The sequence below is a fragment of the Shinella sp. GW835-FHT14H05 genome, from assembly GCF_058793575.1.
Genome location: NZ_JBXAFY010000003.1, coordinates 284,535 through 307,865 on the forward strand (window position 1 = coordinate 284,535; position 23,331 = coordinate 307,865).

At 66.5% G+C, this 23,331-nt stretch carries 15 protein-coding genes; 4 read left to right on the forward strand and 11 right to left on the reverse strand.

The window, feature by feature from the left end; translation table 11 throughout:
- Positions 1-6 precede the first annotated feature (6 nt).
- The 4 genes from AC1Q6Z_RS12570 to AC1Q6Z_RS12585 all read right to left on the reverse strand — a co-directional run bounded on the left by AC1Q6Z_RS12570 (position 7) and on the right by AC1Q6Z_RS12585 (position 4,586).
- Positions 7-993, reverse strand: coding sequence for an ABC transporter permease (locus AC1Q6Z_RS12570; protein WP_492648053.1), 987 nt, complete (start codon positions 991-993; stop codon positions 7-9).
- The gene (locus AC1Q6Z_RS12575; protein WP_492648054.1) at positions 990-1,991 is read right to left on the reverse strand and encodes an ABC transporter permease; all 1,002 of its coding nucleotides are present in this window, start codon (positions 1,989-1,991) and stop codon (positions 990-992) included. Before AC1Q6Z_RS12575 ends, AC1Q6Z_RS12570 begins: the two co-directional genes overlap by 4 nt.
- Positions 1,984-3,489 carry a sugar ABC transporter ATP-binding protein gene (locus AC1Q6Z_RS12580; protein ID WP_492648055.1) on the reverse strand — a complete coding sequence of 502 codons (1,506 nt, stop codon included), beginning with the start codon at positions 3,487-3,489 and terminating at the stop codon, positions 1,984-1,986. The genes AC1Q6Z_RS12575 and AC1Q6Z_RS12580 overlap by 8 nt, the downstream gene beginning before the upstream one ends.
- 113 nt (positions 3,490-3,602) lie before the next feature.
- Complete coding sequence (locus AC1Q6Z_RS12585; protein WP_256116487.1) at positions 3,603-4,586, reverse strand: substrate-binding domain-containing protein; 984 nt, start codon at positions 4,584-4,586, stop codon at positions 3,603-3,605.
- A gap of 245 nt (positions 4,587-4,831) precedes the next feature.
- On the opposite strand from AC1Q6Z_RS12585, the gene AC1Q6Z_RS12590 reads away from it, so the two are divergent.
- Entirely contained in the window at positions 4,832-5,890 is a 1,059-nt protein-coding gene (locus tag AC1Q6Z_RS12590; protein WP_256116488.1) for a LacI family DNA-binding transcriptional regulator, read from the forward strand.
- A gap of 40 nt (positions 5,891-5,930) precedes the next feature.
- On the opposite strand, the gene AC1Q6Z_RS12595 is transcribed toward AC1Q6Z_RS12590, so the two are convergent.
- From AC1Q6Z_RS12595 to AC1Q6Z_RS12615, 5 genes are all read right to left on the reverse strand, one after another.
- Entirely contained in the window at positions 5,931-12,587 is a 6,657-nt protein-coding gene (locus tag AC1Q6Z_RS12595) for a beta strand repeat-containing protein (RefSeq protein WP_492648056.1), read from the reverse strand.
- Between the two features lie 235 nt (positions 12,588-12,822).
- Positions 12,823-14,310: an HAL/PAL/TAL family ammonia-lyase gene (locus tag AC1Q6Z_RS12600; RefSeq protein ID WP_492648057.1), complete on the reverse strand. Its 1,488-nt coding sequence runs from the start codon at positions 14,308-14,310 to the stop codon at positions 12,823-12,825.
- Positions 14,303-15,133: a quaternary amine ABC transporter ATP-binding protein gene (locus AC1Q6Z_RS12605; RefSeq protein WP_492648058.1), complete on the reverse strand. Its 831-nt coding sequence runs from the start codon at positions 15,131-15,133 to the stop codon at positions 14,303-14,305. The genes AC1Q6Z_RS12600 and AC1Q6Z_RS12605 overlap by 8 nt, the downstream gene beginning before the upstream one ends.
- Complete coding sequence (locus AC1Q6Z_RS12610) at positions 15,126-15,983, reverse strand: ABC transporter permease (RefSeq protein ID WP_256116494.1); 858 nt, start codon at positions 15,981-15,983, stop codon at positions 15,126-15,128. The genes AC1Q6Z_RS12605 and AC1Q6Z_RS12610 overlap by 8 nt, the downstream gene beginning before the upstream one ends.
- Before the next feature lie 97 nt (positions 15,984-16,080).
- Positions 16,081-17,115 (reverse strand): ABC transporter substrate-binding protein, encoded by a 1,035-nt coding sequence (locus AC1Q6Z_RS12615; RefSeq protein WP_256116495.1) that lies wholly within the window; start codon positions 17,113-17,115, stop codon positions 16,081-16,083.
- A 474-nt stretch (positions 17,116-17,589) separates the two neighbouring features.
- Between AC1Q6Z_RS12615 and hutC the strand changes: the two genes are divergently transcribed.
- The gene (gene hutC, locus AC1Q6Z_RS12620) at positions 17,590-18,330 is read left to right on the forward strand and encodes a histidine utilization transcriptional repressor HutC (protein WP_256116496.1); all 741 of its coding nucleotides are present in this window, start codon (positions 17,590-17,592) and stop codon (positions 18,328-18,330) included.
- A gap of 3 nt (positions 18,331-18,333) precedes the next feature.
- Here hutC and AC1Q6Z_RS12625 read toward each other — a convergent pair whose 3' ends face one another.
- Together AC1Q6Z_RS12625 and AC1Q6Z_RS12630 are read right to left on the reverse strand one after the other, a co-directional pair.
- Complete coding sequence (locus tag AC1Q6Z_RS12625; protein WP_492648059.1) at positions 18,334-20,316, reverse strand: beta-N-acetylhexosaminidase; 1,983 nt, start codon at positions 20,314-20,316, stop codon at positions 18,334-18,336.
- Between the two features lie 8 nt (positions 20,317-20,324).
- Positions 20,325-20,795 carry a GNAT family N-acetyltransferase gene (locus AC1Q6Z_RS12630; protein WP_492648060.1) on the reverse strand — a complete coding sequence of 157 codons (471 nt, stop codon included), beginning with the start codon at positions 20,793-20,795 and terminating at the stop codon, positions 20,325-20,327.
- A 253-nt stretch (positions 20,796-21,048) separates the two neighbouring features.
- Here AC1Q6Z_RS12630 and AC1Q6Z_RS12635 point away from each other — a divergent pair, with 253 nt between their 5' ends.
- Positions 21,049-21,636 carry a thioredoxin family protein gene (locus AC1Q6Z_RS12635; protein ID WP_492648061.1) on the forward strand — a complete coding sequence of 196 codons (588 nt, stop codon included), beginning with the start codon at positions 21,049-21,051 and terminating at the stop codon, positions 21,634-21,636.
- A gap of 64 nt (positions 21,637-21,700) precedes the next feature.
- On the forward strand, positions 21,701-23,329 hold the full coding sequence (locus AC1Q6Z_RS12640) for an FAD-dependent oxidoreductase (protein ID WP_492648062.1): 1,629 nt from the start codon (positions 21,701-21,703) through the stop codon (positions 23,327-23,329).
- The last annotated feature ends 2 nt before the right edge of the window (positions 23,330-23,331 follow it).

Below are 23,331 nucleotides of genomic sequence, written 5' to 3' on the forward strand. Positions count from 1 at the left end.
TCTCTCCTATTTTGTAAGCTTGATGAACTTGGCCGAGGCCCAGCGCAGCACCATCACCACGATGAGCAGGATGCCCCAGACGGCGGTTGCCAGATGCTGGTTGGCGCCGAGCAGGTTCAGCCCCGAGGACAGGAGCTGCAGCACGACGAGCGCCACGAAGACGGGAAGCACCCGGCCGAAACCGCCGAACGGATTGATGCCGCCGAGGAAGCAGGCGAGCACGGTGATCAGCAGGTAGGATTCGCCGTGGCCGATGCGCACCGAATTGAACCGCGCCAGCATGATGATGCCTGCAACCGCCGCAATGGCTCCCGAGAGCATGTAGACCAGCACCAGCACCTTGCGGGTATTGATGCCGGAATAGCGGGCGGATTCGATGTTGGAGCCGATCATGTAGGTTGAGAAGCCGAGCTTGCTGCGCGAGAGCAGGACATGGCACGCCAGCACGCAGGCGATGAGGATGAGGAGCGGCACGGGAATGCCCAGAAGGCTGCCGTGGCCGATCGGCGCGATGAAGCCGGGGAAGCCGGAAATATCGCCGCCGCGGGTGAGAAATTCTCCCAGGCCGCGGAGAAAAATCATCATCGAGAGCGAGACGAGGATGGGGTGGGCGCGGGTGAAGGCGATGACGAGGCCCATGACGAGGCCGCTTGCCGCCCCCACGCCGAGCGCCAGCAGCGAGCCGAGCAGGAAGGCGCCGGGGCCGGCATCGGCGCCGCCATTGGCCTGCAACACCCAGGCGAGCGTCAGGCCGGCCATGTTGGCGGTAAACGTGATCGCGAGGTTGAGGCCGCCGGTCAGGATCGGCAGCAGCATGGCGAGCGTCAGGATGCCGAGTTCGGGAAGCTGGAAGGCGACCGAACCGAAGGTCGCGGCGGTGAAGAACTGCGGCGAGGCGAGGCCGAAGACGATGAGCACGGTGGCAAGGGCCGCGAAGGGGCCTGCCATGTCGGCGCCGAAGATCGCGTTGAATCGATTGGCAAGCGCGTTCATCGGTCGTCTCCCTTTTTGGCGCGCATCGGCAGCAGGTTTTCCAGGCGGGCGCTCGACAGCGTGATGGCGACGAGGATGATGGCGCCGACGATCATCTTGAAGGCGAAGGGCGAGACGCCCATCAGGTTGAGGCCGTTCTGGGTAATGGAGACCAGCAGCACGCCGAGCACGCAGCCCAGCACCGTGCCCTTGCCGCCGCCGAGCCGCGCGCCGCCGAGCACGACGGCGGCGAGAACGTCGAGCTCGCGGCCATAAAGCGCGTTGGGCACGACCTCTTGCGCGTAATGCGCCTGCATCAGCCCGGCAATGCCCGCCATCATGCCGAGCCAGCCGAAGGCGATGAACTGCATGGCGCCGATATTGATGCCGAAGCGGCGCGCACCCTCCGGATTGTCGCCGAAGGCGTAGAGCTGGCGGCCGGTCGTCGTGCGGGTGATGAAGAGCCAGGTGACGGCGACGCAGACGGCCATGACGACGACCGGCAGCGTGATTTCCGCCCAGCTGCCATCCGCCATCTCGCGCTCATAGAGGATGACGCGCGTCGTCAGCCAGTCCGGCAGGTTGTAGATCGACACGCCGCGCGTGAAGAACATCAGCAGGCCGAAATAGACGTTGAAGGTGGCGATCGTGGCGACGATCGAGATGATGCGGAAGCGGTGGATGAGGAAGGCGTTGATGAGCCCGAGCCCGATGCCGGTGCTTCCCGCAATGAAGAGGCCGGAGACCCAGCCGCCTCCGCCGATACGCTCCAGCAGAAGTGCCGTCACATACTGCACGACCGAGGCGGCGACGGCGAAGGAGATATCGATGCCACCGGCGATCAGCACCACGAGCAGGCCGACGGCGAAGATGATGTTGACGGCGCTGATGTTGAGCAGGTCGAAAGCATTGCCGAGGGTGAAGAAGCGCTCGGTGGTGAAGGACAGCACGATGCTGATCGCGATGATGACGGCGAAGAGCACGGCTTCCGTGGTGTGGGCGGCGACGAGTTTACGCATAGACGGCCGCCTCGATGTCCTTGAGGGTCGTCGCGCGCGGATCATGCCAGCCGGCCATGCGGCCCTTTTCCATGTGAAGGACCCGGTCGGCGTTGAAATAGACCTCCGGCACCTCGTCCGAGATCAGGATGATCGCGAGCCCTGCCTCGGCGAGCCGCGCGACGATCTCGAAAATGCCGGCGCGCGCGCCGACATCGACGCCGACCGTCGGCGAATCGAGGATCAGCACCTTCGGATCGGTCGCGAGCCATTTGGCGATCGCCACACGCTGCTGGTTGCCGCCCGATAGCGTCGAGATCGCATCCTCCTGCTGGCCGATCTTGACGCCGAGATCGGCGATCCAGCGCGAAACGAGCGAGCGCTTCTTGGTTGGCGAGATCAGCCTGCCGCTGAGAATGCGGTTGAGCGAGGCCATGACGAGGTTGTCGGCGATCGACTGCGGCTGGTTGAGGCCGAGGGCGAGGCGATCCTCCGAGAGATAGGCGACGCCTGCGGCGATCGCCTGCCGGTTGGAGGCAAAACGCACCGCCTCCTCAAGCGTGATCGTGCCGGCGGCCGGCTGGCGCATACCGAAGAGCGTCAGCGCAAGCTCGGTGCGGCCCGAGCCGAGCAGGCCGGTGATACCGAGCGTTTCGCCGCGGCGCAGGTCGAAGGCGATGTCGCTGAACTCACCGGGCCGGGAGAGACCCTGTACCGACAGCACGACGGGGTTTTGGGAAATGTCATGGGCGCGCACGGACTGGTCGAAGGTGCGGCCCGTCATCAGCTCGGTGATCCGCGATTGCGTCATGCCTTCGACCGGATAGACGCCGACCAGCGCGCCATCCCGCAGCACGGTGAGGCGCGAGGAGATTTCGAGCACTTCCGCAAGGCGGTGGCTGACGAAGACGACGGCGACGCCAGAGGCCGAAAGCGTGTGCACGATCGCCAGCAGGTGATCGGTCTCCGACTGGGTTAGCGACGCCGTCGGCTCGTCCATGAAGACGATGCGCGCCTCGCCGACCAGCGCGCGGGCGATCGCCACGATCTGGCGCTGCGCGATGGCAAAATCCTTGAGCGGCCGGTCGACGTCGAGCGTCACACCGAGCCGGGCGAGCGCCTCCTCGGCTATCTTGCGGATCGCCGGATAGCGGACGAAGCGCGGGCGCGCGCCGGAGAGCGTCTGGAAGGCGATGTTTTCCGCGACGGTCATTTCGGGAAAGAGCGCGAGGTCCTGCCAGATCACCTGGATGCCGAGCGACTGCGCGATGCCGGGCGTCATGGACGAAACGGCCGCGCCGTCGAAGACGATCTCGGCGCCGGCCGCCGGCCGGTAGACGCCGGTGATGACCTTGATCAGCGTGCTCTTGCCGCTGCCGTTCTCGCCGGCAAGGCAATGGACTTCGCCGGGCATGACCTCGAAGGAGACGTTCTTCAGCGCCCGAACCCCGCCGAAGGTCATGTTGATGTTGCGAAGCGAAAGGATCGGTCGGGCGTCTTCGCCTGGGGCCGTTGTCATGTCCATGCCTGCTGCCTGTTCCGTCGAGCACCGTCAGGGGCGGAAGCCGCGCTTTTGCCGAGTGTCGGGCCGGCAGGAATAACCGGCCCGACGCCCCGGGAGGGAGCCTCTTGTCAGAGGCCCATGGCGGCCAGGTCGTCGACCGTGTCCTTGTTGATGGGCAGCAGCTGATCAACGATGATGTCGTTGCCGACCGGCTTGATCACGCCGAGACCCGGAATGTCGTCGCCTTCCTTGACGCTTTCGCCCTTGATCAGGCGATCGGCGAGCGTGACGAAGACTTCACCGGCCTGTTTCGGGTTCCACATGAAGCCGCCGGAAATCGCGTCCGACTTGATGAGCTTCTGGCCCTGGCCGGGCGAGAACGGGCCGAGCACGAAGATCTCGCCGGTCTTGCGCCGTTCTTCGACCGCGCGGCCGGCGCCGATCGGACCCTGGCTACCAAAAGCGAGGAAGCCCTTGAGGTTCGGGTGCGCCGCGATCAGGTCGAGCGCGGTGGAGCGGCTCTTGTCGACGTCTTCGGCCACGCCGTAGCGCTCGCCGACCAGCGTCATCTCGGGATAGTTCGCCTTGATATAGGCGATGGCCGCATCCGCCCATGCATTGTGCAGCGGCACCGTCAGCGAGCCGACGAAGACGGCATATTCGCCCTTGCCGCCGGTCTTTTCGGCGAGCAGCTTGCCATGCGCCTCGCCGAAGCCGGTGGACGAGGCGAGCTCGAAGTTCCAGTCGGCGCCCTTCTGCGAGGGCGATTCATGGGTGATGACCTTGATGCCGGCAGCCTGCGCCTTGGTCAGCACGGGTTCCAGCACTTTGGCGTCGTTCGGCACGACGCCGATGACCTTGACGCCCTGGGCGATCAAATCCTCGATGGCGCGCACCTGGAGCGCCGGGTCGGCGCTTGTCGGGCCGACCATGAAGGCGTCGACGCCGAGTTTCTGGCCCTGTTCCTTGATGCCGGCCTCCATCGCGTTGAACCACGGAATGCCGCCGATCTTGACGACGACGCCGATTTTCGGCGTGTCCTGCGCGAGCGCGGCCACCGCGCCGGCAAGCGAGAGCGATGCGGCAAAAGCCGCCACGATAAGCTTCCTCATGTCCACTCCTCCTCAAATGGTCGCGTCTGCGAACGAATACAACCGGCCGGCTTTGCGGCAGGTTGTTTCTGGTTTCTCCACGGCGAGGGAACTCCCTTGCCTCCCGTCCCGCCTCCTCCGGCGAACCATCTTGCACAATCGATCTTTCTTTTTTGCACAATCGATGGTGCAATGAATATCCGTCAGGCTAGGACTTTCGTCAAGGGGGATTTCTTCCTAAGGGAATGAGGATAGAAGAGGCAGACATGACAGACACCGGAAAGAAGAAGGCGACGATCTACGATCTCTCGGTTCTCTCGGGCAGCTCACCTTCCACCGTCAGCGCGGTTCTCAACGGAAGCTGGCGAAAGCGGCGCATCAAGGAGGCGACCGCGACGCTCATCCAGGGGCTTGCCGTCGACCATGGCTATACCGCGAACCTCCAGGCGCGCGGCCTCCGTTCCTCCCGCTCCGGCCTCGTCGGCCTGCTTCTGCCGGTCTATGACAACCGCTATTTCTCCTCGATGGCGCAGTCCTTCGAGGCGGAGGTGAGGAGCCGCGGCCAGTGCCCGGTGGTGGTCAGCGCCTGCCGCGATCCGGAAGAGGAGCGCCAGGTCGTCGAGACGCTGATTTCCTATTCAATCGACGAACTGTTCATCGCTGGCGCGACCGATCCGGACGGCGTGCACGACGTCTGCGAGAAGGCGGGGCTGCGCCACGTCAATATCGACCTGCCCGGCACCAAGGCGCCGTCCGTCATTAGCGACAATTACGGTGGCGCGCGCATGCTGACGCAGGCGATCATCGAGCGGGCGCTGGCGGACGGCCCGGTGCCGCCGGAGGAGATCTACCTGTTCGGCGGCCGCGACGACCATGCCAGCCGCGAGCGTATCCGCGGTTTTCGCGACGTGAAGCGCGCGATGCTGGGCGGCGATCCCGATGCCTGCATCCGGCCGACCGGCTATTCACCGGGCATGACGGCGCGCGCCTTCGAGGCGTTCTACGCCGATCACGGCAAGCTGCCGCGCGGCTTCTTCGTCAATTCCTCGATCAACCTGGAAGGCCTGATGCGTTTTCTCGCGCAGCATCCGCACGAGACCTTCGCCGATATCGTCGTCGGTTGTTACGACTACGATCCGTTCGGGTCCTTCCTGCCGTTTCCGGTTTTCATGATCCGGCAGGACAGCGAGGCGATGATCACCAAGGGATTTGAAATCCTCGGCACCAGCCGCGCGCCGGCCGTCACCCATCTGGTGCCGCCGATGCTCGTGCCGCCGCGCACGGCGCTGACCGGCCCGCTCGATGCCCTGAAGGACATCGAGTAGGCGAGCCGGCCTCAGATTTCGAAATGATCCGGGCTTGCGGCTACACCCCGCCACCCTGCGGCAGCGCGTTGAGCTGCGCTGAGGTCATCGCGGCAAGCTGGCCGGGCGTAAAGGCGCTCGCCTGTTCGGTGCCTAGTCCGGCAAGCGTTGCCGTGCTCAATCCCGAAATGGCGTTCGAGCTCAGTGCGAGGATGTGCTCGGGCGTGAAGGAGCCGAGGTCGTCCGCACCCAGAGCCGCCGCCTGCGTTGCCGTCAGCGCACCGACCTGCGCGGTCGAGAGCGCGCCGATCTGCTGTGCGCTCAAGGCCGACATCTGCCCGTAGGTGAGAGCGGCAACCTGCCCGGTCGAAAGGGCGGTGATCGCATCGCTGGAAAGCGAGCCGATGGCCGCCGTGGACAAGCCCTTGATCGCGGCAGCGCTGATGGCGCTGAGTTCGGCGGTCGAGATGGTCTGCATCTGCGCGGTGGTGAGGCCGCCGATACCCGGCACGGCGAGTGCACCGATCTGGGCGAGCGAAAAGGCTTCGACTTGGTCCGTGCTGAGCGCTGCGACCTGGGCGCTGCTGAGACCGCCGACCTGGGCCGTCGTCAGCGCCGCGATCTCGGCTTCGGTGAGCGTCGCGAGATAGCTCGCCGGCACCCCCTTGATGGCATCGGCGCCGATCGCCGCCAGCTTGGCCGGCGTGAAAGTGTCGAGCGCCTGTGTCGACAGGCCCGCAAGCGCAGCCGAGCCGAGCCATCCGATCTGGCCGGCGGACAGCGCCTCGACCTGTTCCAGGCTCATTCCGGCGGCCTGCGGCCCGGTGAGGCCGGCGATCCCGCCGGCACTCAGCGCAGCGACCTGCCCGGGGGTCAGCACCACGATGTCTTCCACGTCGAGGGCTGCCACCTGCTTGGAGCCGAGGGCCGCGAGCTGCTGGTTGGTGAGCGCGCTCACCTGGCTGGAGCTGAGAGCCGCGACCTGGGCCGTGGTGAGCCCGCCGATGCCGGTTGCACTCAGCGCCGCGATCTGGCTGGCCGAGAAGCCGGCGAGCACGGCCGGCGACAGGCCGGTGATGGCGGAGGCACCGATCGCCGCCATGTCGGCGGTCGAAAACAGCGCGATATCGCCCGCATCCAGCGCTGCGATCTGCCGCGAGCTGAGAGCTGCAACCTGCGCGCTGGTGAGCGCCTCGACCTGATCGGAGGTCAGCGCCGCCATCTGGTCGCTCGACAGGCCCGAGATGCCCGTGGGGCTGAAGGCGGCGATCTGGCCGGTGGTGAGCGAGGCGAGCATGGCCGTCGTCAGGCCGGCAATGGCGCGCGAATTGATCGCGGCGAGGTCGCCTGGCGAGAACAGCTCAAGGTCGTCCGCGCCGAAGGCGGCGATCTGCGTCGAGCTCAGCGCGGCGATCTGCGTGCTGGTCAAGGCCTCGGCCTGGAGGGTCGAGAGGGCCGCGATCTGGGTGGTGCTGAGCGCGGCGATGCCGGCGGTGCTCAGCGCGGCGATCTGCGCCGGTGACAGGACGGAAAGGTCGTTCGTTCCGAGCGCGCCGACCTGCGTGAAGCCGAAGGCGGCAAGCTGGGCCGTCGTCAACGCCTCAAGCTGGAAGGTGTTGAGCGCGTCGATCTGCACGCTGGTGAGACCGGCGGCATTCAGCGCGGCGATCTGGCCGGTGGCGAGGACTGCGATCGTCGCCGTCGACAGGCCGGCGACGGCGCTGGAGGAAATGGCGGCGATCTCGCCGGCCGTGAAGGTCTCCATCCGGTCCGGCGCGAAGGCGGCGATCTGCGTGGAGCTTAGCGCGGCGACCTGGGCGCTGGTCAGCGCCTCGGCCTGGAGGGTCGAGAGCGTGGCGATCTGGGTCGAGGTCAGGCCGGCGATACCGGCGGGGCTGAGTGCCGCGATCTGCGTCGGCGACAGGGCGGCGATGTCTTCCGTATCGAGTGCCGCGATCTGCTTGGAGCCGAGTGCGGCGAGCTGCGCCGTGGTAAGGGCGCCGATCTGCTCGCTGGTGAGCGCCGTGATCTGGCTGCTCGTCATGCCGGAAAGACCGGCCGGGCCAAGCGCGGCGATCTGGCCCGTCGTCAGGGAGGCGAGCATGGCCGTCGACAGGCCTGCCATGGCGCTTGAGCTGATGGCCGCCATGTCGGCGACGGAGAACGTGTCGAGGTCGTCCATGCCGAGCGCTGCGATCTGGCGCGAGGTGAGGGCTGCGACCTGCGTGCTGGTCAGGGCCTCGGCCTGGGCGGTGCTGAGGGCCGCGATCTGCTCGGTCGACATGCCGGCGATGGCGGCGGTGCTGAGTGCTGCAAGCTGGGCGGTGGACAGCGCCGCGATATATTCCGTGCCGAGCGATGCGATCTGCCGGGCGTCGAGCGCCTTGACCTGCGCGGGTGTCAGCGCATCGAGCTGCTGGCTGGTGAAGGCTGCGATCTGGCGCGGTGCCATGCCGCCGATGGCGGCCGTGCTGAGCGCTGCGACCTGCGCCGTGGAAAGGCCGGCGATCGTTTCGCTGGAAAGCCCCGTGATGGCGCCCGCGCCGATCGCCGCGATCTCGCGGGTGGAGAAGGTGGCGATCTCGTCCGTCGCGAAGGCCGCAAGCTGCACGGCGCTCATCGCGCCGATCTGCGTGCTGGTCAGCGCCTCGGCCTGGGCCACGTTGAGGGCTGCGACCTGCCGTGCCGCCATGCCGCTGATGCCGGCCGCACTCAATGCTGCGACCTGGGCTGCCGAGAGCGAGGCGATCGTGTCGGTGGAGAGGCCCGAAATCGCCGACGAACCGATGGCGGCGATGTCCTGCGTGGAGAAGGTGGCGATGTCATCCGGCCCGAAGGCGGCGAGCTGGGTGGCGCTCAGCGCGGCGATCTGGGCGCTGCCCAGCGCCTGTGCCTGCGCCGTGTTCAGTGCTTCGAGCTGCTGCACGCTCATAGCGCCGATGGCGGCGGTGCTGAGCGCTGCGATCTGCGCCGTCGTCAGCGAGGCGATCATCGCCGCCGACAGGCCCTTGATGGCGTTGGAGCTGATCGCCGCGATCTCCTTCGTCGTGAAGGTCGCGATGTCGTCGGTGCCGAGCTCCTTGATCTGCTCGGAGGTCAGCGTGCCGATCTGCGCGCTGTTGAGCGCTTCGGCCTGGGCGGTGGTGAGCACGGCAAGCTGCTGGGAGTTGAAGCCCGCAATGCTGCCGGCATTGAGCGCGCCGATCTGCGCCGTCGACAGCACCGCCACCTTGTCCGTTCCCAGCGCTGCGATCTGCGACGAGTTGAGTGCCGCCATCTGCTTGGTGGTGAGGTTGGCGATCTGTGCCGTGTTGAGCGCGGCGATCTGGCTGGAGGTCAGTCCGGAAACGCCGAGCGCGCTCAGCGCCCCGAGCTGCGCCGAGGAGAGTGCGGCGAGGTCGGTGCTGCTTAGCGCGGCAACCTGGCCGGCATTGAGGGCGGCGATATGCGCGGTCGTCAGCGCGGCGATCTGGCCGGAGGACAGCGCGGCCACCTGGTCCGAGGCGAGACCGCTGATGGCGCCGGCGTTGAGGAATTCGATCTGCGCGGGCGAAAGCGCCGTGATGTCCTCCGAAAGTGCCTTCACCTGGGCTGCCGTCAAAGCCTTCACCTGGCCGCTGGAAAGCTGGCTGACCTGCTGCGAGGTGAGGGCCTCGACCTGGCCGGTCGTCATGCCGGCGACCGCGTTGGTGCTCAGGGCAGCGAGCTGGCTTGCCGAAAGGGCTGCGACGGTCAGCGTGCTGAGGCCGGCGATGGCGCGGTAGCTGAGCGCCGCGATCTGGGCGGTGGACAGTGCCTGGATGTCTTCCGCTTCGAGGGCTGCGACCTGCGCGGAGCCGAGGCCGGCGATCTGCGCGGTCGAGAACGCCGCGATCTGCGACGACGACAGGGCTTCGATCTGCGACGCCGTCATGCCGGACAGCGCGTTGCGGTCCAGCGCCGCGATCTGCGCGGTCGACAGTCCGGCGACCAGGCTCGCCTCCAGGCCGGCAATGGCCTTGGTGGTGATCGCCGCGATATCCGCGGTGGAGAAGGTCGCGATGTCGGCGGAATCGAGCGCGGCGAGCTGCGTGGAACTGAGCGCCTTGACCTGAAGCGCCGTCAGCGCCTCGACCTGCGCGGTGCTCAGCGCATCGAGCTGTGCCGTGGTGAGGCCGGTGACGACGGCGGTGCTGAGCGAGGCGATCTGCAAGGTGCTGAGCGCTGCGAAGAAGTCATCGCCCATGCTGGCGATCTGGCCCGGTGCGAGGCCGGCGATCTGGGTCGGCGACAGCGCGGCGATCTGGGCGCTCGTCAATTCTCCGAAGGCGGCCGAGTTGATGCCCTGCATGGCCTTGGTGTTGATCGCCGCCATGTCGGCGGTGGAGAAGGTCGCGATGCCGTCCGCGCCGAGCGCCGCGATCTGCTTGGCGCTCAGCACGCGCACCTGCGTCGGCGTGAAGGCTTCGATCTGGTCGGGCGATAGCGCTGCAAGCTGCGTGGCCGTGAGGCTGGCGATGACGGCGGTGCCCAGAGCGGCGATCTGTTCCGTCGTCAGCCCGGCAATGGCGTCGCTCTTGAGGCCGGTGATGGCCTTGCTGTTGATCGCGGCGAACTGGGCCGGCGTCAGCGCGGCCAGCGCATCGCTGTCGAGGGCGGAGAGCTGCGAGGCATTGAGCGCGCTGATCTGGCCCGGCGACAGTGCCTGGACCTGCTCAATGGTGAGGGCGCGCGATTGCGCCACCGTGAGGCCGGTCAGCGCGCCGCTGTTCATCGCGGCGATCTGGTCGGTCGTCAACTCCGCCAGCGCATCCGTGCTGATGCCGGAAATGCCGCGGTTGGTGAGCGCCGCCATGTCGGCGGTCGAGAAGGTGGCAAGCGCCTCCGGCGTCAGCGCCGCGAGCTGGAGGGCGTTGAGCGCGCGGACCTGGGTCGGCGACAGCGCTTCGACCTGGTCGGTATCAAATGCTGCAAGCTGTGCCGGCTTGAGGGCGGCGATCTGCGCGGTGGTGAGGGCCGCGATCTGGGCGGTGGTGAGGTTGGCGAGCGCGTCGCTGCCAAGACCGCTCAGCGCATTGTTCTGGATCGCGGCGATGTCGGCGGCCGAAAACTCTTCCAGCGCATCGAGTGTGAACGCGCCAAGCTGGAGCGCGCTCAGCGCCTTGACCTGCGAGGGCGTCAGGGCTGCGGCCTGGGAGAAGCTGAGCTCCGCGATCTGCTGGGTGGTGAGGCCGGGAATGGCCTTGGCGCTGATGGCGGCGATATGGGCGGGCGACAGGCCGGCAATGGTGGCGGTGCTGAGGCCCGCGATGGCGCTTGCCGAGAGGGCGGCGATATCCGCCGTCGAGAAAGTCGCGATGTCGATGTCGTCGAGCGCGGAGAGTTGCGCGGCGGTGAGCGCCTTCACCTGGGTCGGCGAGAGGGCTTCGACCTGCTCGGTCGCGAAGGCATCGATCTGGTCGGTGGTCAGGCCGGAAATGGCCTTGCTGTTGATGGCGGCAATCTGTGCGGTGGTGAACGAGGTCACGCCCTCCGCGCCGAATGCCGCGATCTGCTTTCCGTCGAGCGTATTGATCTGGGCGCCGGTCAGCGCCGCAATCTGGTCGGGCCTGAGGCCGGCGATCGCGGCGGAGCCGAGACCCTTGATCGCCTTGTCGTTGATGGCGGCGATGGCGCCGCTCGACAGCGCCGCGACGTCGTCGGAGGAGAGGGCGGCGATCTGAGTGGCGTTCATCGCACGCACCTGCGCCGGCGACAGGACCTCGACCTGGTCGGTGGTGAAGGCTGCGACCTGCGCGGCCGTCAGGGCCTGGATGACCGTCGGGTTCAGCGCTGCGACCTGCTCGGTCGAGAGCCCGGCGATTGCCGCGGTGGTGATGCCCGAGAGCGCCCGGTTGGAGATTGCGGCGATATCCTGCACCGAGAAGGTGGCAAGGCCGTCCGCGCCCATGGCGCCAAGCTGCAAGGCGTTGAACGAACGGACCTGCGCGGGCGAGAACGCCTCGATCTGGTCGACGTCCAGGGCGTTGATCTGCGTGGAGGTGAGGCCGGTGACCGCGCTGGTGCTCAGCGCCGGAATCTGCGTGCTGGAGAAGGCGGCGACGGCCGCCGTGCTGAGCGCCGCGATCTGTGCGGGCTTGAGGAGGGCGACCTGCGCGGTGGTGAGTTCGCGGATCTGGTCGGGCGTCAGCGCGCTTGCCTGCGCCGTCGTCAGGCCGGCCAGCGCAAGCGGGCTCAGCGCACCGATCTGCGCATCGGAAAGGGCGGCGATGGTGGCGGCGCTCAGGCCCTGCACGGCCTTGTAGCTGATCGCGGCCATGTCCTCGGTCGAGAAGGTCTTGATGTCGTCCGGGCCAAGCGCCTGAAGCTGGGCGGCGCTCAGCATGCGCACCTGCGCGGCCGTCAGCGCCTCCGCCTGGTCCTCCGTCAGCGCGCCCATCTGCCGCGTGGTGAGCGCGCCGATCTGCGACGGCGTGAGGCTTTCCACGTCGGCCTTGCTCAGCATGCCGAGCTGGTCGAGCGTCAGGCCGATGATCGCGCTCTGCGAAATGGCGCTGAGCTGCCGGGAGCTGAGGACATCGATGTCTTCGTTCTCCAGCGCAGCGATCTGCGCGGAGGAAAAGGCGCCGAGCTGGCCCGTCGAGAGCGATGCCACATCCTCCGTCGACCAGCCCCTGATCGTCGTTGCCGAGAGCTGCTTGATCTGGGCGATGCTGTAGGAGGAAACGGTCGACGTCATGAGCAAATTCCTGGAAAAATGAAGACGAAAGAACTGTAAATCCGCGTTCTGGCAGATTGCCTGATACAGCGAGGAGCTTGCCTGAGCCTGAAGTTCGGAATCGTCGCCGCAGGCGCCTGGGGCACCGCGTTTAAGCCCCGCAAAGGACGCTCCGCCGTGGGCTGGCGGATCAAGGAAATCAGCAGTGTGAGCGTGGTCGTTCAGCGAGCCGGGACGGCCCCGGCTCGCGGCCGAATCAGGCTTCGGTGCTGTGCAGGAGCGCGCGCAGGACGGCGACCATGCCGTTCAGCGGCCGGTCGTCGCGATAGACCGGGACGGCATCGCGGATCCGCGCGTAGAGCGCGGCGGTGCCGGCGGCCTTGCCGCTGGTATTCGGCTGCATGTCATAGGCCTGGGCGGCGCTCATGACCTCGATCGCCAGCACGGTTTCGAGATTGGCGATGATCGCCAGCGCCTTGTCCGCGGCAGGCGTCGCGTGGGTGAGGATATCCTCCTGCAAGGCCGAGGTGATGCCGCCGTCGAGACTGGCCGGCGCCGCAAGCCGCCGGTTTTCCGCGACGAGGCTTGCTGCCGTGTACTGGATGATCATGAAACCGGAGGCGACGCCGCTGCCTTCCGCGAGGAAGGCGGGAAGGCCGCTTACCAGCGGATTGACCAGCCGGTCGATGCGGCGCTCGGAAATCGCTGCAAGCTCCGCCGCGGCGATGGCGAGGCCGTCCATGGCGAGCCCGAGGGCGGCGCCGATGGCATGGGCCTGCGAATGCACCTCGGGCGCCTCCGGCGAGCCGGTAACGACGGGGTTGTCCGTAACGCTTCCAAGCTCGCGGTTCACGACCTCGGCGACCTGCGCGACGCTGTCGCGAACCGCGCCATGCACCTGCGGCACGCCGCGAAGGCTGAGCGGATCCTGCGTGCGCGAGCCCGCCGATTGCGCGAGCAGCGGGCTGCCGGCGAGCAAGCGGCGCAGGTTTTCGCCGACGGTCTGGAGCCCCGGCGAGGTGCGTAGCGCGAGCGGTGCCGCGGCAAACGGGTCCGCCTGCGCGCCGAGGTTTTCGTAGCTCATCGCCGCCGCCGCATCGGCCCAATCGAGCAGATGGGTCGTGCGGGCGACGGCAAGGCTGGCGAGGCCGGTGGCGCAGGGCGTGCCGTTGACGAGGCTGAGGCCTTCCTTGGCGCCAAGCACCAGGGCCGAGCGGCCGAGCCTGTCCAGTGCCTGCCGGCCTGAGATCGTCTCGCCCTTGTGGCGGGCCTCGCCTTCGCCGATCAGCACGAGGCCGATGGCGGCGGCGTGGGTGAGGTAGCCGACCGAACCCTTGGATGGGATGACCGGCAGGATATCGGCATTGAGCAGGGCCAGCAGCGTCTCGACCGTCTCGACGCGCACGCCCGAATAGCCATGCGCAAAATTGGCGATCTGGGCGGCCATCACGGCGCGGGTCTCTTCGCGGCCGAGCGGTTCGCCGACGCCGCAGGCGTGGCTGAACAGGATGTTGCGCGAGAGCGCCTGCTGCTGCGGGATATCCACGATCACGTCGCAGAGCGCGCCCACGCCAGTGTTGATGCCGTAGCCGCGCACGCGCTTTTCGACGAGCGCATCAACCACGGCGCGTGCGGCGGCGATGCGTTGCCATGTATTGTCCGACAGCGAGAGCGCCGCGCCCTTGGCGACGGCGGCGATCTCCTGCCAGGTCAGCGGACGATCGAGGACGATCGTATCAGGCATGCTGGACTTCTCCTGCGCCGGCGCGGCGCTGCACGAAGCGAGCGACATAGTCGTTCGCCGGGCTGTTCAAGATTTCACTCGGCGTGCCGACCTGCACCAGCTTGCCGTCCTTCAGGATCGCGATCTGCGCGCCGATGCGCAAGGCCTCGTCGAGATCGTGCGTGATGAAGACGATGGTCTTGTGCAGGTTCTTTTCCAGCTGGAGAAGCTGGTCCTGCATGTCGGCGCGGATCAGCGGGTCGAGCGCGGAGAAGGCCTCGTCCATCAAGATGACGTCGGTATCCGCCGCCAGCGCCCGCGCAAGCCCGACGCGCTGCTTCATGCCGCCCGAAAGCTGGTGCGGGAACTTGTTCTCATATCCCGCAAGGCCGACTGTCTCGATCCACTTCATGCCGATGGGCGCGGCATCGGCCTTGGTCAGCCCGCGCACGCGCTGGCCGTAGACGACGTTCTGCAAGACCGTGCGGTGCGGCATCAGCCCGAAATTCTGGAACACCATGCTGACGCGGCGGTTGCGGAAGTCGCGCAGTTCCTTCGCCTTGAGGTCGAGCACGTTGCTGCCGTTGACGAGGATCTCGCCGCTGGTCGGCTCGATCAACCGGTTGATGTGGCGCACCAGCGTCGATTTGCCGGAGCCCGAAAGCCCCATGATGACGAAAACGCGGCCGCCGGGAATGTCGAGGCTGACATCGTCGAGGCCGACGCTGCATCCCGTCTTGGCGAGGATGGCGCCCTTGTCGGCGCCGTCCCTGGTCATCGCCAGCGCGGCCTTCCAGTTGCCGCCGAAGATCTTGGAAACGTTGCGGATTGCGATGTCAGTCATTGCCGCGTTCCTTCCGGCTGGATTGGCCAAAACCCTGCGTGATGCGATCCAGCACGATCGCGAGGATGACGATGCCGAGGCCGGCCTCCAGCCCCTTTCCGACGTCGAGCGTCTGGATGCCGTTCAGCACCTGTTCGCCAAGCCCGCGCGCGCCGATCATCGAGGCGACGACGACCATCGAGAGCGCCATCATGATCGTCTGGTTGAGGCCGGCCATGATGGTGGGGGTGGCAAGCGGAAGCTCGACGCCGAAGAGGATTTGCGGCGGGCTGCCGCCGAAGGCGGTGGCGGCCTCGACCACTTCGCTGTCGACCTGGCGGATGCCGAGATCGGTGAGGCGGATGAGCGGCGGCACGGCATAGATGATGGTGGCGAGCACCGCTGGCACCTTGCCGAGGCCGAAGAGCATGATTGCCGGAATGAGATAGACGAAGCTTGGCATGGTCTGCATGACATCGAGCACCGGCAGCGTGATGCGGCGCATCAGCTCGCTTTTCGCCAGCCAGATGCCCATGGGAACGCCGATGGCGACGGAGATGAGGCTGGCGATCAGCATCAGCGCCAGCGTCTGCATCGTCAGGTCCCAAAGGCCGAGCGCACCGACGGCAAACAGCATGACCGCGACGGTGACGACGAGCGAGATCTTTTTCGACGCGAACCAGGCGAGCGCCAGGAAGACGATGAAGACGGCCCACCAGGGCAGACCGCGCAGGATCCATTCGACGAAGAGGATCGCCTGGAGAAGCGTCTGCGAGATCGCCTTGAAGACGAACCCGTAGTTCACCACCAGCGACTGCACAAAGTCGTTGATCGGGCCTCGAATGGAAATATGGAAAGCTTCAGGAAACATCGATGAAATCCTCGCGCGCGCCGACCGCCGTCCCGGTGGTCAGCCCCTGTCCTGACGGGAAAAGGCTGCGCGCCGAAAGAGACGCGCAGCCCTGCGATTACTTGACGGCAGCTTCGATGCGCGCCTTGGCGTCGGCCGAAACCCAGCCGCCCCAGACGTCGGCCTTGGTCTGGAGGAAGTTCTTGGCGGCCGCGACCGCATCGACCTTCTGGTCCGTCATGTAGGCGAGGCTGGCATTGACGTCTTCCAGCGGGAAGGTCGCCTTTTCGAGGATTTCCATGATGTCCGGCGCTTCGCCCGCAAAGGTGCTGTTGACGCCATAGGCGACCTCGACGGACGGGAAGGCGCAGCCGGCGTCGCGCTTGCCGTCGGCGGTGGTCAGTTCCTTCCAGCAGGCGTCGTTGTAGGCGGGCTCTTCGAGCTGGATGAGTTTGTACTTGCCCATGATCGCCGTCGGGCTCCAGTAGTAGAACAGCATCGGCTCGCCCTGGAGATAGGCGGCGGCAATGGCGGCGTCGAGCGCGGTGCCGGTGCCCGGGCGGAAGTTCACATAGGTTTCGCCGAGCTTGTAGGCTTCGAGCTTGGCGGTGTTGACGCCTTCGCAGGTCCAGCCCGACGGGCAATTCAGGAAGCGGCCCTTGGTGGGTTCTTCCGGATCGAGGAACAGTTCGACGATCTTCGGGTCGGAGAGCTGCTCGACGCTCTTCAGGTCCGGCGCCTTGGCCTCGATGCCCTTTTCGGCGTCGCCCTTCACCAGGTATTCCGGCACGAACCAGCCTTCGGCAGCGCCGACAAAGGTCTTGCCGACGGACTTCACCTGGCCAGCGGCAGCCGCCTTGTTCCAGACGTCGGAACGGCCGATCCACTCTTCTGCGAAAATCTGCACGTCGTTGTTGGCGGTCGCCTGTTCCAGCGTCACGGAATTGCCGGGGATCGAATCGACCTTGCAGTCGTAGCCCTTCGACAGGATTTCCTTCATGACTTCGGTGATGAAGGCGCCGCTTTCCCAGTCGATGCCGGCGAAGGTGACGGTCTTGCCGTCGCTGCAATAGGAGGCCTGGGCCGTGCCGGCGGAGCCGGCAATGAGGGCGGCGGCGGCGAGAAGCGAATATTTCAGTTTGGAGTTCAGCATTTCAGTTCCCCTTTTTGATGATGGTAACGATGAAAACCAGATTTTTCAGGCGGCCACCGGTGTGGCCTCAGGTCATGCGCAGCCTCCGCGACCTCAGGCCGCCTGTTCATTAAGTTCACTATACAACTTGTCTTGTAATGAATGTCATATCGCCCTGCAAGGTGCATCTTCGTCCGCGACATTGGATGTCGCATTAAGTGCCGGTGGTGGATTGGTGCATTTATGGTTGGACTGGCGTACAAGGCCTGTTTTTCGGGCAGTACGGCCTATTTTTCAGGCTTTTCGGGGCGCCTCGACCCGGAGAAAACCCGTCGCGCAAAGCCCATTGGAATCCATCAATAAAAGGCCAAAGTTGTATATGTAACTTGATAGAGGCTAGTAGACAAGTGGATGGCGCTGGGTGAAAACTGTGCTTACTTTATCCGGCATATTTTGTAAGCAGGTACTGAGGTTTGAACGCGGGGAGCCACGGCAATGCTGAATGAAGACGCCGGACTGCTGGCGAAGGATGCGGGCGAGCGCGGCGCGCCGATCTACGAGCGCATGAAGACGCAGATCCGGGCGAAGATCGAAACCGGCGAATGGCCGGTCAATCACCGTATTCCCTCGGAGAACGAGCTGGTGGACATGCTGGGCGTCAGCCGCATGACGGCGAACCGGGCGCTGCGCGAACTCGCCAACGAGGGCGTCATCACCCGCGTGCAGGGCAAGGGCTCATTCGTGGCGCCGAAGAAGCGCAGTGCGCCGGCGCTCGGCGTGCGCAACATCGCCGATGAAATCCTGGAGCGCGGCTCGGTCCATCGCATCGAGCTCATCCTCGCCCAGAGCGAGACCTGCGGCCATGAACTGGCGGCGGCGCTGGAGCTTGACGTCGGCGCGCAGTCCTTCCACTCCGTCATCGTGCACAATGAAGACGACGTGCCGATCCAGTTGGAAGACCGCTTCGTCAACCCCGCCATCGCGCCGGATTATCTGGAGCAGGATTTTTCCCACACCACGCCGAACGCCTTTTTGACGAGCATCGCGCCGATCGCCAAGACGGAGCAGTTCATCGAGGCGGTGCTGCCGCAGCCCTGGGAGTGCAAGGTGCTGGCGATTGCCCGCTCGGAGCCCTGCATCCTCATCCGCCGCCGCACCTGGTCGCAGGACCGGGTGGTGACCACCGTACGGTTGCTCTATCCGGGTTCGCGCTATCGCCTCCAGAGCAATTTCTGACGCTTACGAATAGAGCGCCGGCATGAGGCCGACGCAGGCCCGGAAGCGGTCCCAGGACTTGTGCTCCGGCTGCGTCCACCCCGTTTCGGCAATGGCCGAAAGGCGCGGGAAGACGAGGCGGTCGAAGACCGCGCGGTCCAGCATCGGTTCGGACCATATGCACGCCTGCACGCCCCGCAGCTTCTCCTTCTGCGCAGCGCTCCAGCCGGCGATGGGATCGAAGGCGTAAGTCGCCTCTGGCGTCGAGGCGCCGGCCCAGTTTGCGCCCGGTTCATCCCAGTCGCGGCTGTGCGCCATGTCGAGGTAATAGGCCTGGCCGGGGCAGACGACCATGCTGTAGCCCTCGCCGGCAAGCGCGGCTGAGATCGCCACGTCCCGCCAGCCGCAGAGATAGGTGGTCTCCTTGTCGATGACATTGCCATGCGCGGCCTCCTGCCAGCCGCCGGTAATACAGCCCTCCGCGGCGAGGAATTTTTGCACGCGCTCCAGGAAGAGCGCCTGGAGCACGGCCGCCCCGGACCCCTCGATGGCATCGGCGCCATGCGTGTTGGTGATCACGTTGAGCCTTTTGGCATGGGCCTCGGCCATGGCGTCGCCGCCGATCGCGCGCAGTTTTGCCAGCGCCTCCGGCGAGCCGGACCAGGCGCCGATCGGCACTTCGTCGGCGCCGATATGGATCGTGCGGAAGGGGAACAACTCGATCAGCTCCCTAAGGATCGTTTCCATCACCGCGTAGGTTTTTTCGCGCGCCGGGTTGAGGCAATTGTCCGGAAATCCCTGGACGGAAAAATAGCTGCCTTTTTCCTGCGGGTCGCGCAGGTCCGGAATGGCCTGCTGCAGGGCATGGCAATGACCAGGCACGTCGATCTCCGGCACGATCTCGATACCGATCTCCCGTCCGTAAGCGACGATCCCGCGGATGGCGGCCTTGGTGTAATAACCGCCGCTGCACTCCAGCCCGGTGCCGAGCAAAGGCGGGATCGCAAGACCGTGGCCGCGCCAGGCGCCGATTTCGGTAAGCGCCGGATAGGCGTCGATCTCGACGCGCCAGGCCTCGTCGTCCGAGAGGTGCCAGTGGAAGCGGTTGAGCTTGTTCCAGGCGAGGATGGCGAGCAGCCGCTTGATCTCGGCTTCGCCGTAGAACTGGCGGGCAACGTCGAGATGCAGCCCGCGCCAGCCCATGGCGGGTACGTCGGCAATCCGCCCTTCGGCGGGGAAACCATAGGTCTGCGGAAAATGCCGCGCACCGCGCCAGACCTGGCCGAGCGTCACGAGGCCGTAGAACAGGCCGGCCTCGGTGGAGGCCGCAATCGTGACCGAGCCGGGCGAGAAGGTGACGTCGTAGGCTTCGTCTGCAAACCCGTCCCTCCTGTGAAGATGCACCGGCATGCCGCCCTCCTCGACGGGCCGCACGATGCCCTCGACGGCGAAGAGCGCCTCGACCAGCCGGGTGAAGGCTGCGGCCGCTGCCGTGGCCTCCGCGCCGTCCGCGAGAAGCGTCAGCCCCGGCGGAACGGCATTGTGGCCGGAGACCGCGACATGGTTGGGCCAGGGGATGACCGAGACCGGTGCCGGCGCGTTCGCAGGGACCGGGAAGGGCTCCACGCCGCGCTTCGGCGCTGCATTGCCGCCCATGCGCTTCGTCGGCGTGGTGGTGAGCGCCAGCGTGCTGCCGTCGTCGAAGGCAAGATAGGCGCCGCGTGCGCCGTCCGTCCAATGCTGGAGGGCGAAGCCCAGCCCCTTGATGGTGATGGTCCAGCTGGCGCCGGGCTCCAGCACGAAGCCGTCCGGCGGCAGGAGTTCCGTGAAGGTGGAGAGCGTCCTGCCGACCGTGCCGCCTTCGGCGACGGCCGTGGCATCGACCTGGCAGGGGCCGCTGAAGCACAGCCGGAAGCCGCGGATTGCGCTTGTGCCGAGGTTTTTGAGGCTCAGGCTGTAGGCCGTCGCGTCGGGGTTCCAGACGGTCTCGAAGTCGAGTGTCGGCATGGGATTTCCTAGACGTCGAGCATGCCGGCATAGACGCCGGGTGCGGAATTGGGAATGGCGGTGGCACCGACCGTCTTCTCGTAGAAGGCCGAGGGGCCGACATCGCCGATGATGGCGTAAGCGTAGCCCATGGTCTTGAGGTCGAAGAGGCTTGCGAGCAGCAGCGCATGGCCGATGCCGAGGCCGCGCGCCGCTTCGTCGACGCCGGTCGGCCCGAAGAAGCCGCGGGCGATCGATTCATGGCAGGCAAAGCCGACGAGCTTTTTCGCCCGTGTCGCGATGAAGCAGGTGGGCGGCTGGCGGGTCAGCGCCACCGCGACCTCGCTCGACCAGCCCGTTTCGAACGTTTCCGCCACCCATTCGGTAACGAGCCGGGCTTCGGGTGCCAGCGGCCGGCGGATCGTCACGCCCGCTTCCGCCACGCGCGCATCGAGCGCCGGATCGGGTTTCAGCAGCGAGAGATTGACGAGATAATCCACGATGGCTTCCTCCGGTTCGACGTGGCGCGTGCCCGTCCTCCTGGCGGAATCTGGTAGTAAATCCACCCGATTTAATCAAACGGCCATTTGGAGGAGCGAGGGAGCGGCGGCGGGCCTCCCGCAAAAAGATTGCGCCGCGCGGCCCTTATGGCACCAACAATAACTCCATGGGGCGGATTGCTTGGAAAATGGTATCTATAAAATCTATGTAATATATAGATTATTATCCCCGTTGGCTTGCCAGGAGGATACCATGCCCAAGACCGAATCCAACCCCTTCACGCTCGGAACCCGCGCACCGGACTTCATCCTGCCGGATGCGGACGGCAATCTGTTCACCCTTGCTGAATTCAAGGACAGCCCCGCGCTGCTCGTCGCCTTCATCTCGAACCGCTGCCCCTTCGTTGTGCTGATCCGCGAGGCGCTCGCCGAATTTGCCCGCGAACATGCCGCCCACGGCCTGGCCGTCGTCGCGATCAACAGCAATGACGGCGCGGCGCATCCCGAGGAAACGCTGGAGCGCGTCGGCGCCGAGGTGAAGACCTACGGCTACGGCTTCCCCTATCTCAAGGATGCCTCGCAGGGCGTCGCCAAGGCCTATGGCGCGGCCTGCACGCCGGATTTCTTCCTCTATGACCGCGAGCGCAAGCTCGCCTATCACGGCCAGTTCGACGATGCCCGGCCGGGCAACGGCAAGGACGTGACGGGTGCCGACCTGCGCGCCGCCGTCGCTGCCGTGCTGAAGGGCGAAGCCGCCGGCTCGGCCCAGACCCCGTCGATCGGCTGCAACATCAAGTGGACCGCGGGCAACGAACCCTCCTGGTTCTCCGCCGCTGCCTGAACAGGCACGCCCTGCCGGCCCGCAAGGGCCGGCACCGTCTTCTCACCCCAAAAACCGGACCATCATGGCATCGCGTCGCAAGGAAGAGCCCACGCAGGACGGGCGCCGCATCGAAACGGACGTGCTCGTCGTCGGCGGCGGGCCATCTGCCGCCTGGGCGGCGCTGTCGGCGGCCGAGGCCGGCGCGCGTGTGGTGCTGGCTGACAAGGGTTATCACGGCACGAGCGGTGCCACGGCGCCCTCCAACACCGGCACCTGGTGCGTTCCGCCGGGCGAGGGCCGCGCGGCTTCCGTCGAGCAGCGCTTCAAGCGCACCGCGGGCCTCGCCGATCGCCGCTGGATGCTGCGCTCCGCCGACCGGGCCTATGAAAACCTGCAGAAACTTGTCGAATGGGGCTATCCCTTCCCGACCGAGGAGGACGGCAGCCTCTACATCGCCAATCTGCGCGGGCCGGACTACATGCGCTTCATGCGCCAGCGCGTGCAGAAGGCCGGCGTCACCATTCTCGACCATCATCCGATCCTGGAACTGCTCGGCGACGAAAACCATGTCGGCGGGGCCGCGGGGTTGGTACGCCGCAACGGCGCGAGCTTCGAGGTTTCCGCGGGTGCCGTCGTGCTCGCGACGGGCGGCTGCGCCTTCTTCGAGCGCATCCTCGGCGGCACCGGCCTGACCGGCGACGGCTATCTCTTCGCCGCAGAAGCGGGTGCCGCGCTGTCCGGCATGGAATTCACCGGCAAATACACGCTCGCCCCGCATGGCTCGTCGCTCAACAAGGGCCTGCCCTTCCGCTGGGCCACGTTCTACCGCGCCGACGGCGAGGTGCTGCGCGATGCCAAGGGCGAGCCCGTGACGAACGGCATCGGCGGCGGCGAGCGGCGGGTGGCGGAAGCCATGCTGTCCGGCCCGGTCTATGCCCGTCTCGATCTCGCTGAGCCCGCCATGCAGGATTGGCTGCGGCGCGGCCAGCCGAACTGTTTCCAGCCCTATGAGCGTATGGGCATCAACCCGTTCGAAGAACTCTTCCGCATCGACCTCAAATATGAGGGCACGGTGCGCGGCACCGGCGGCATCCGCATCGTCACGTCCGATTGCGGCACCGGCATTTCCGGCCTCTACGCCGCCGGTGATGCGGCAAGCCGCGAAAACGTGACCGGCGGCATCTCGGGCGGCGGCGCGATCAATGCCTCCTGGGCCATCTCCAGCGGCTGGTGGGCCGGCCATGGCGCCGCTCAACACGCCCGCCGCCGGCAGGGCCGCGACAGCACGCGATTGCAGCCGCTCGGCACGGCGGGTCTGCGCGGCAGCGGCGAGCGCGAGGACATCGACCTCGCCGCCGCGGCCCGCACCGCCCACGACCAGATCGCCCCGCTCGACAAGAGCTATTGGCGCACGGCGGAGACGCTGGAGGCGAGCCGCAGCACGCTGGAAGACCTCTGGTCGAGCTTGAACCAGGCGCCGCCTGCCACCGGCATCGAACGCCTGCGCTCCCGTGAGGTCGCCTCGGTCACCGCCAGCGCCCGCTGGACCGTCGCCGCCGCCTCGCTGCGCACCGAAAGCCGTGGCGTGCACCGCCGCCACGATTTCCCCGCCGAGAGCGACGCACAGGCCAACCGCATTATCGTCTCCGGCCTCGACCGGGTGACGGCGGTGCGCGAAGAACTTGCTCTCGAAACCGCGCTGGAGGGCTGAGC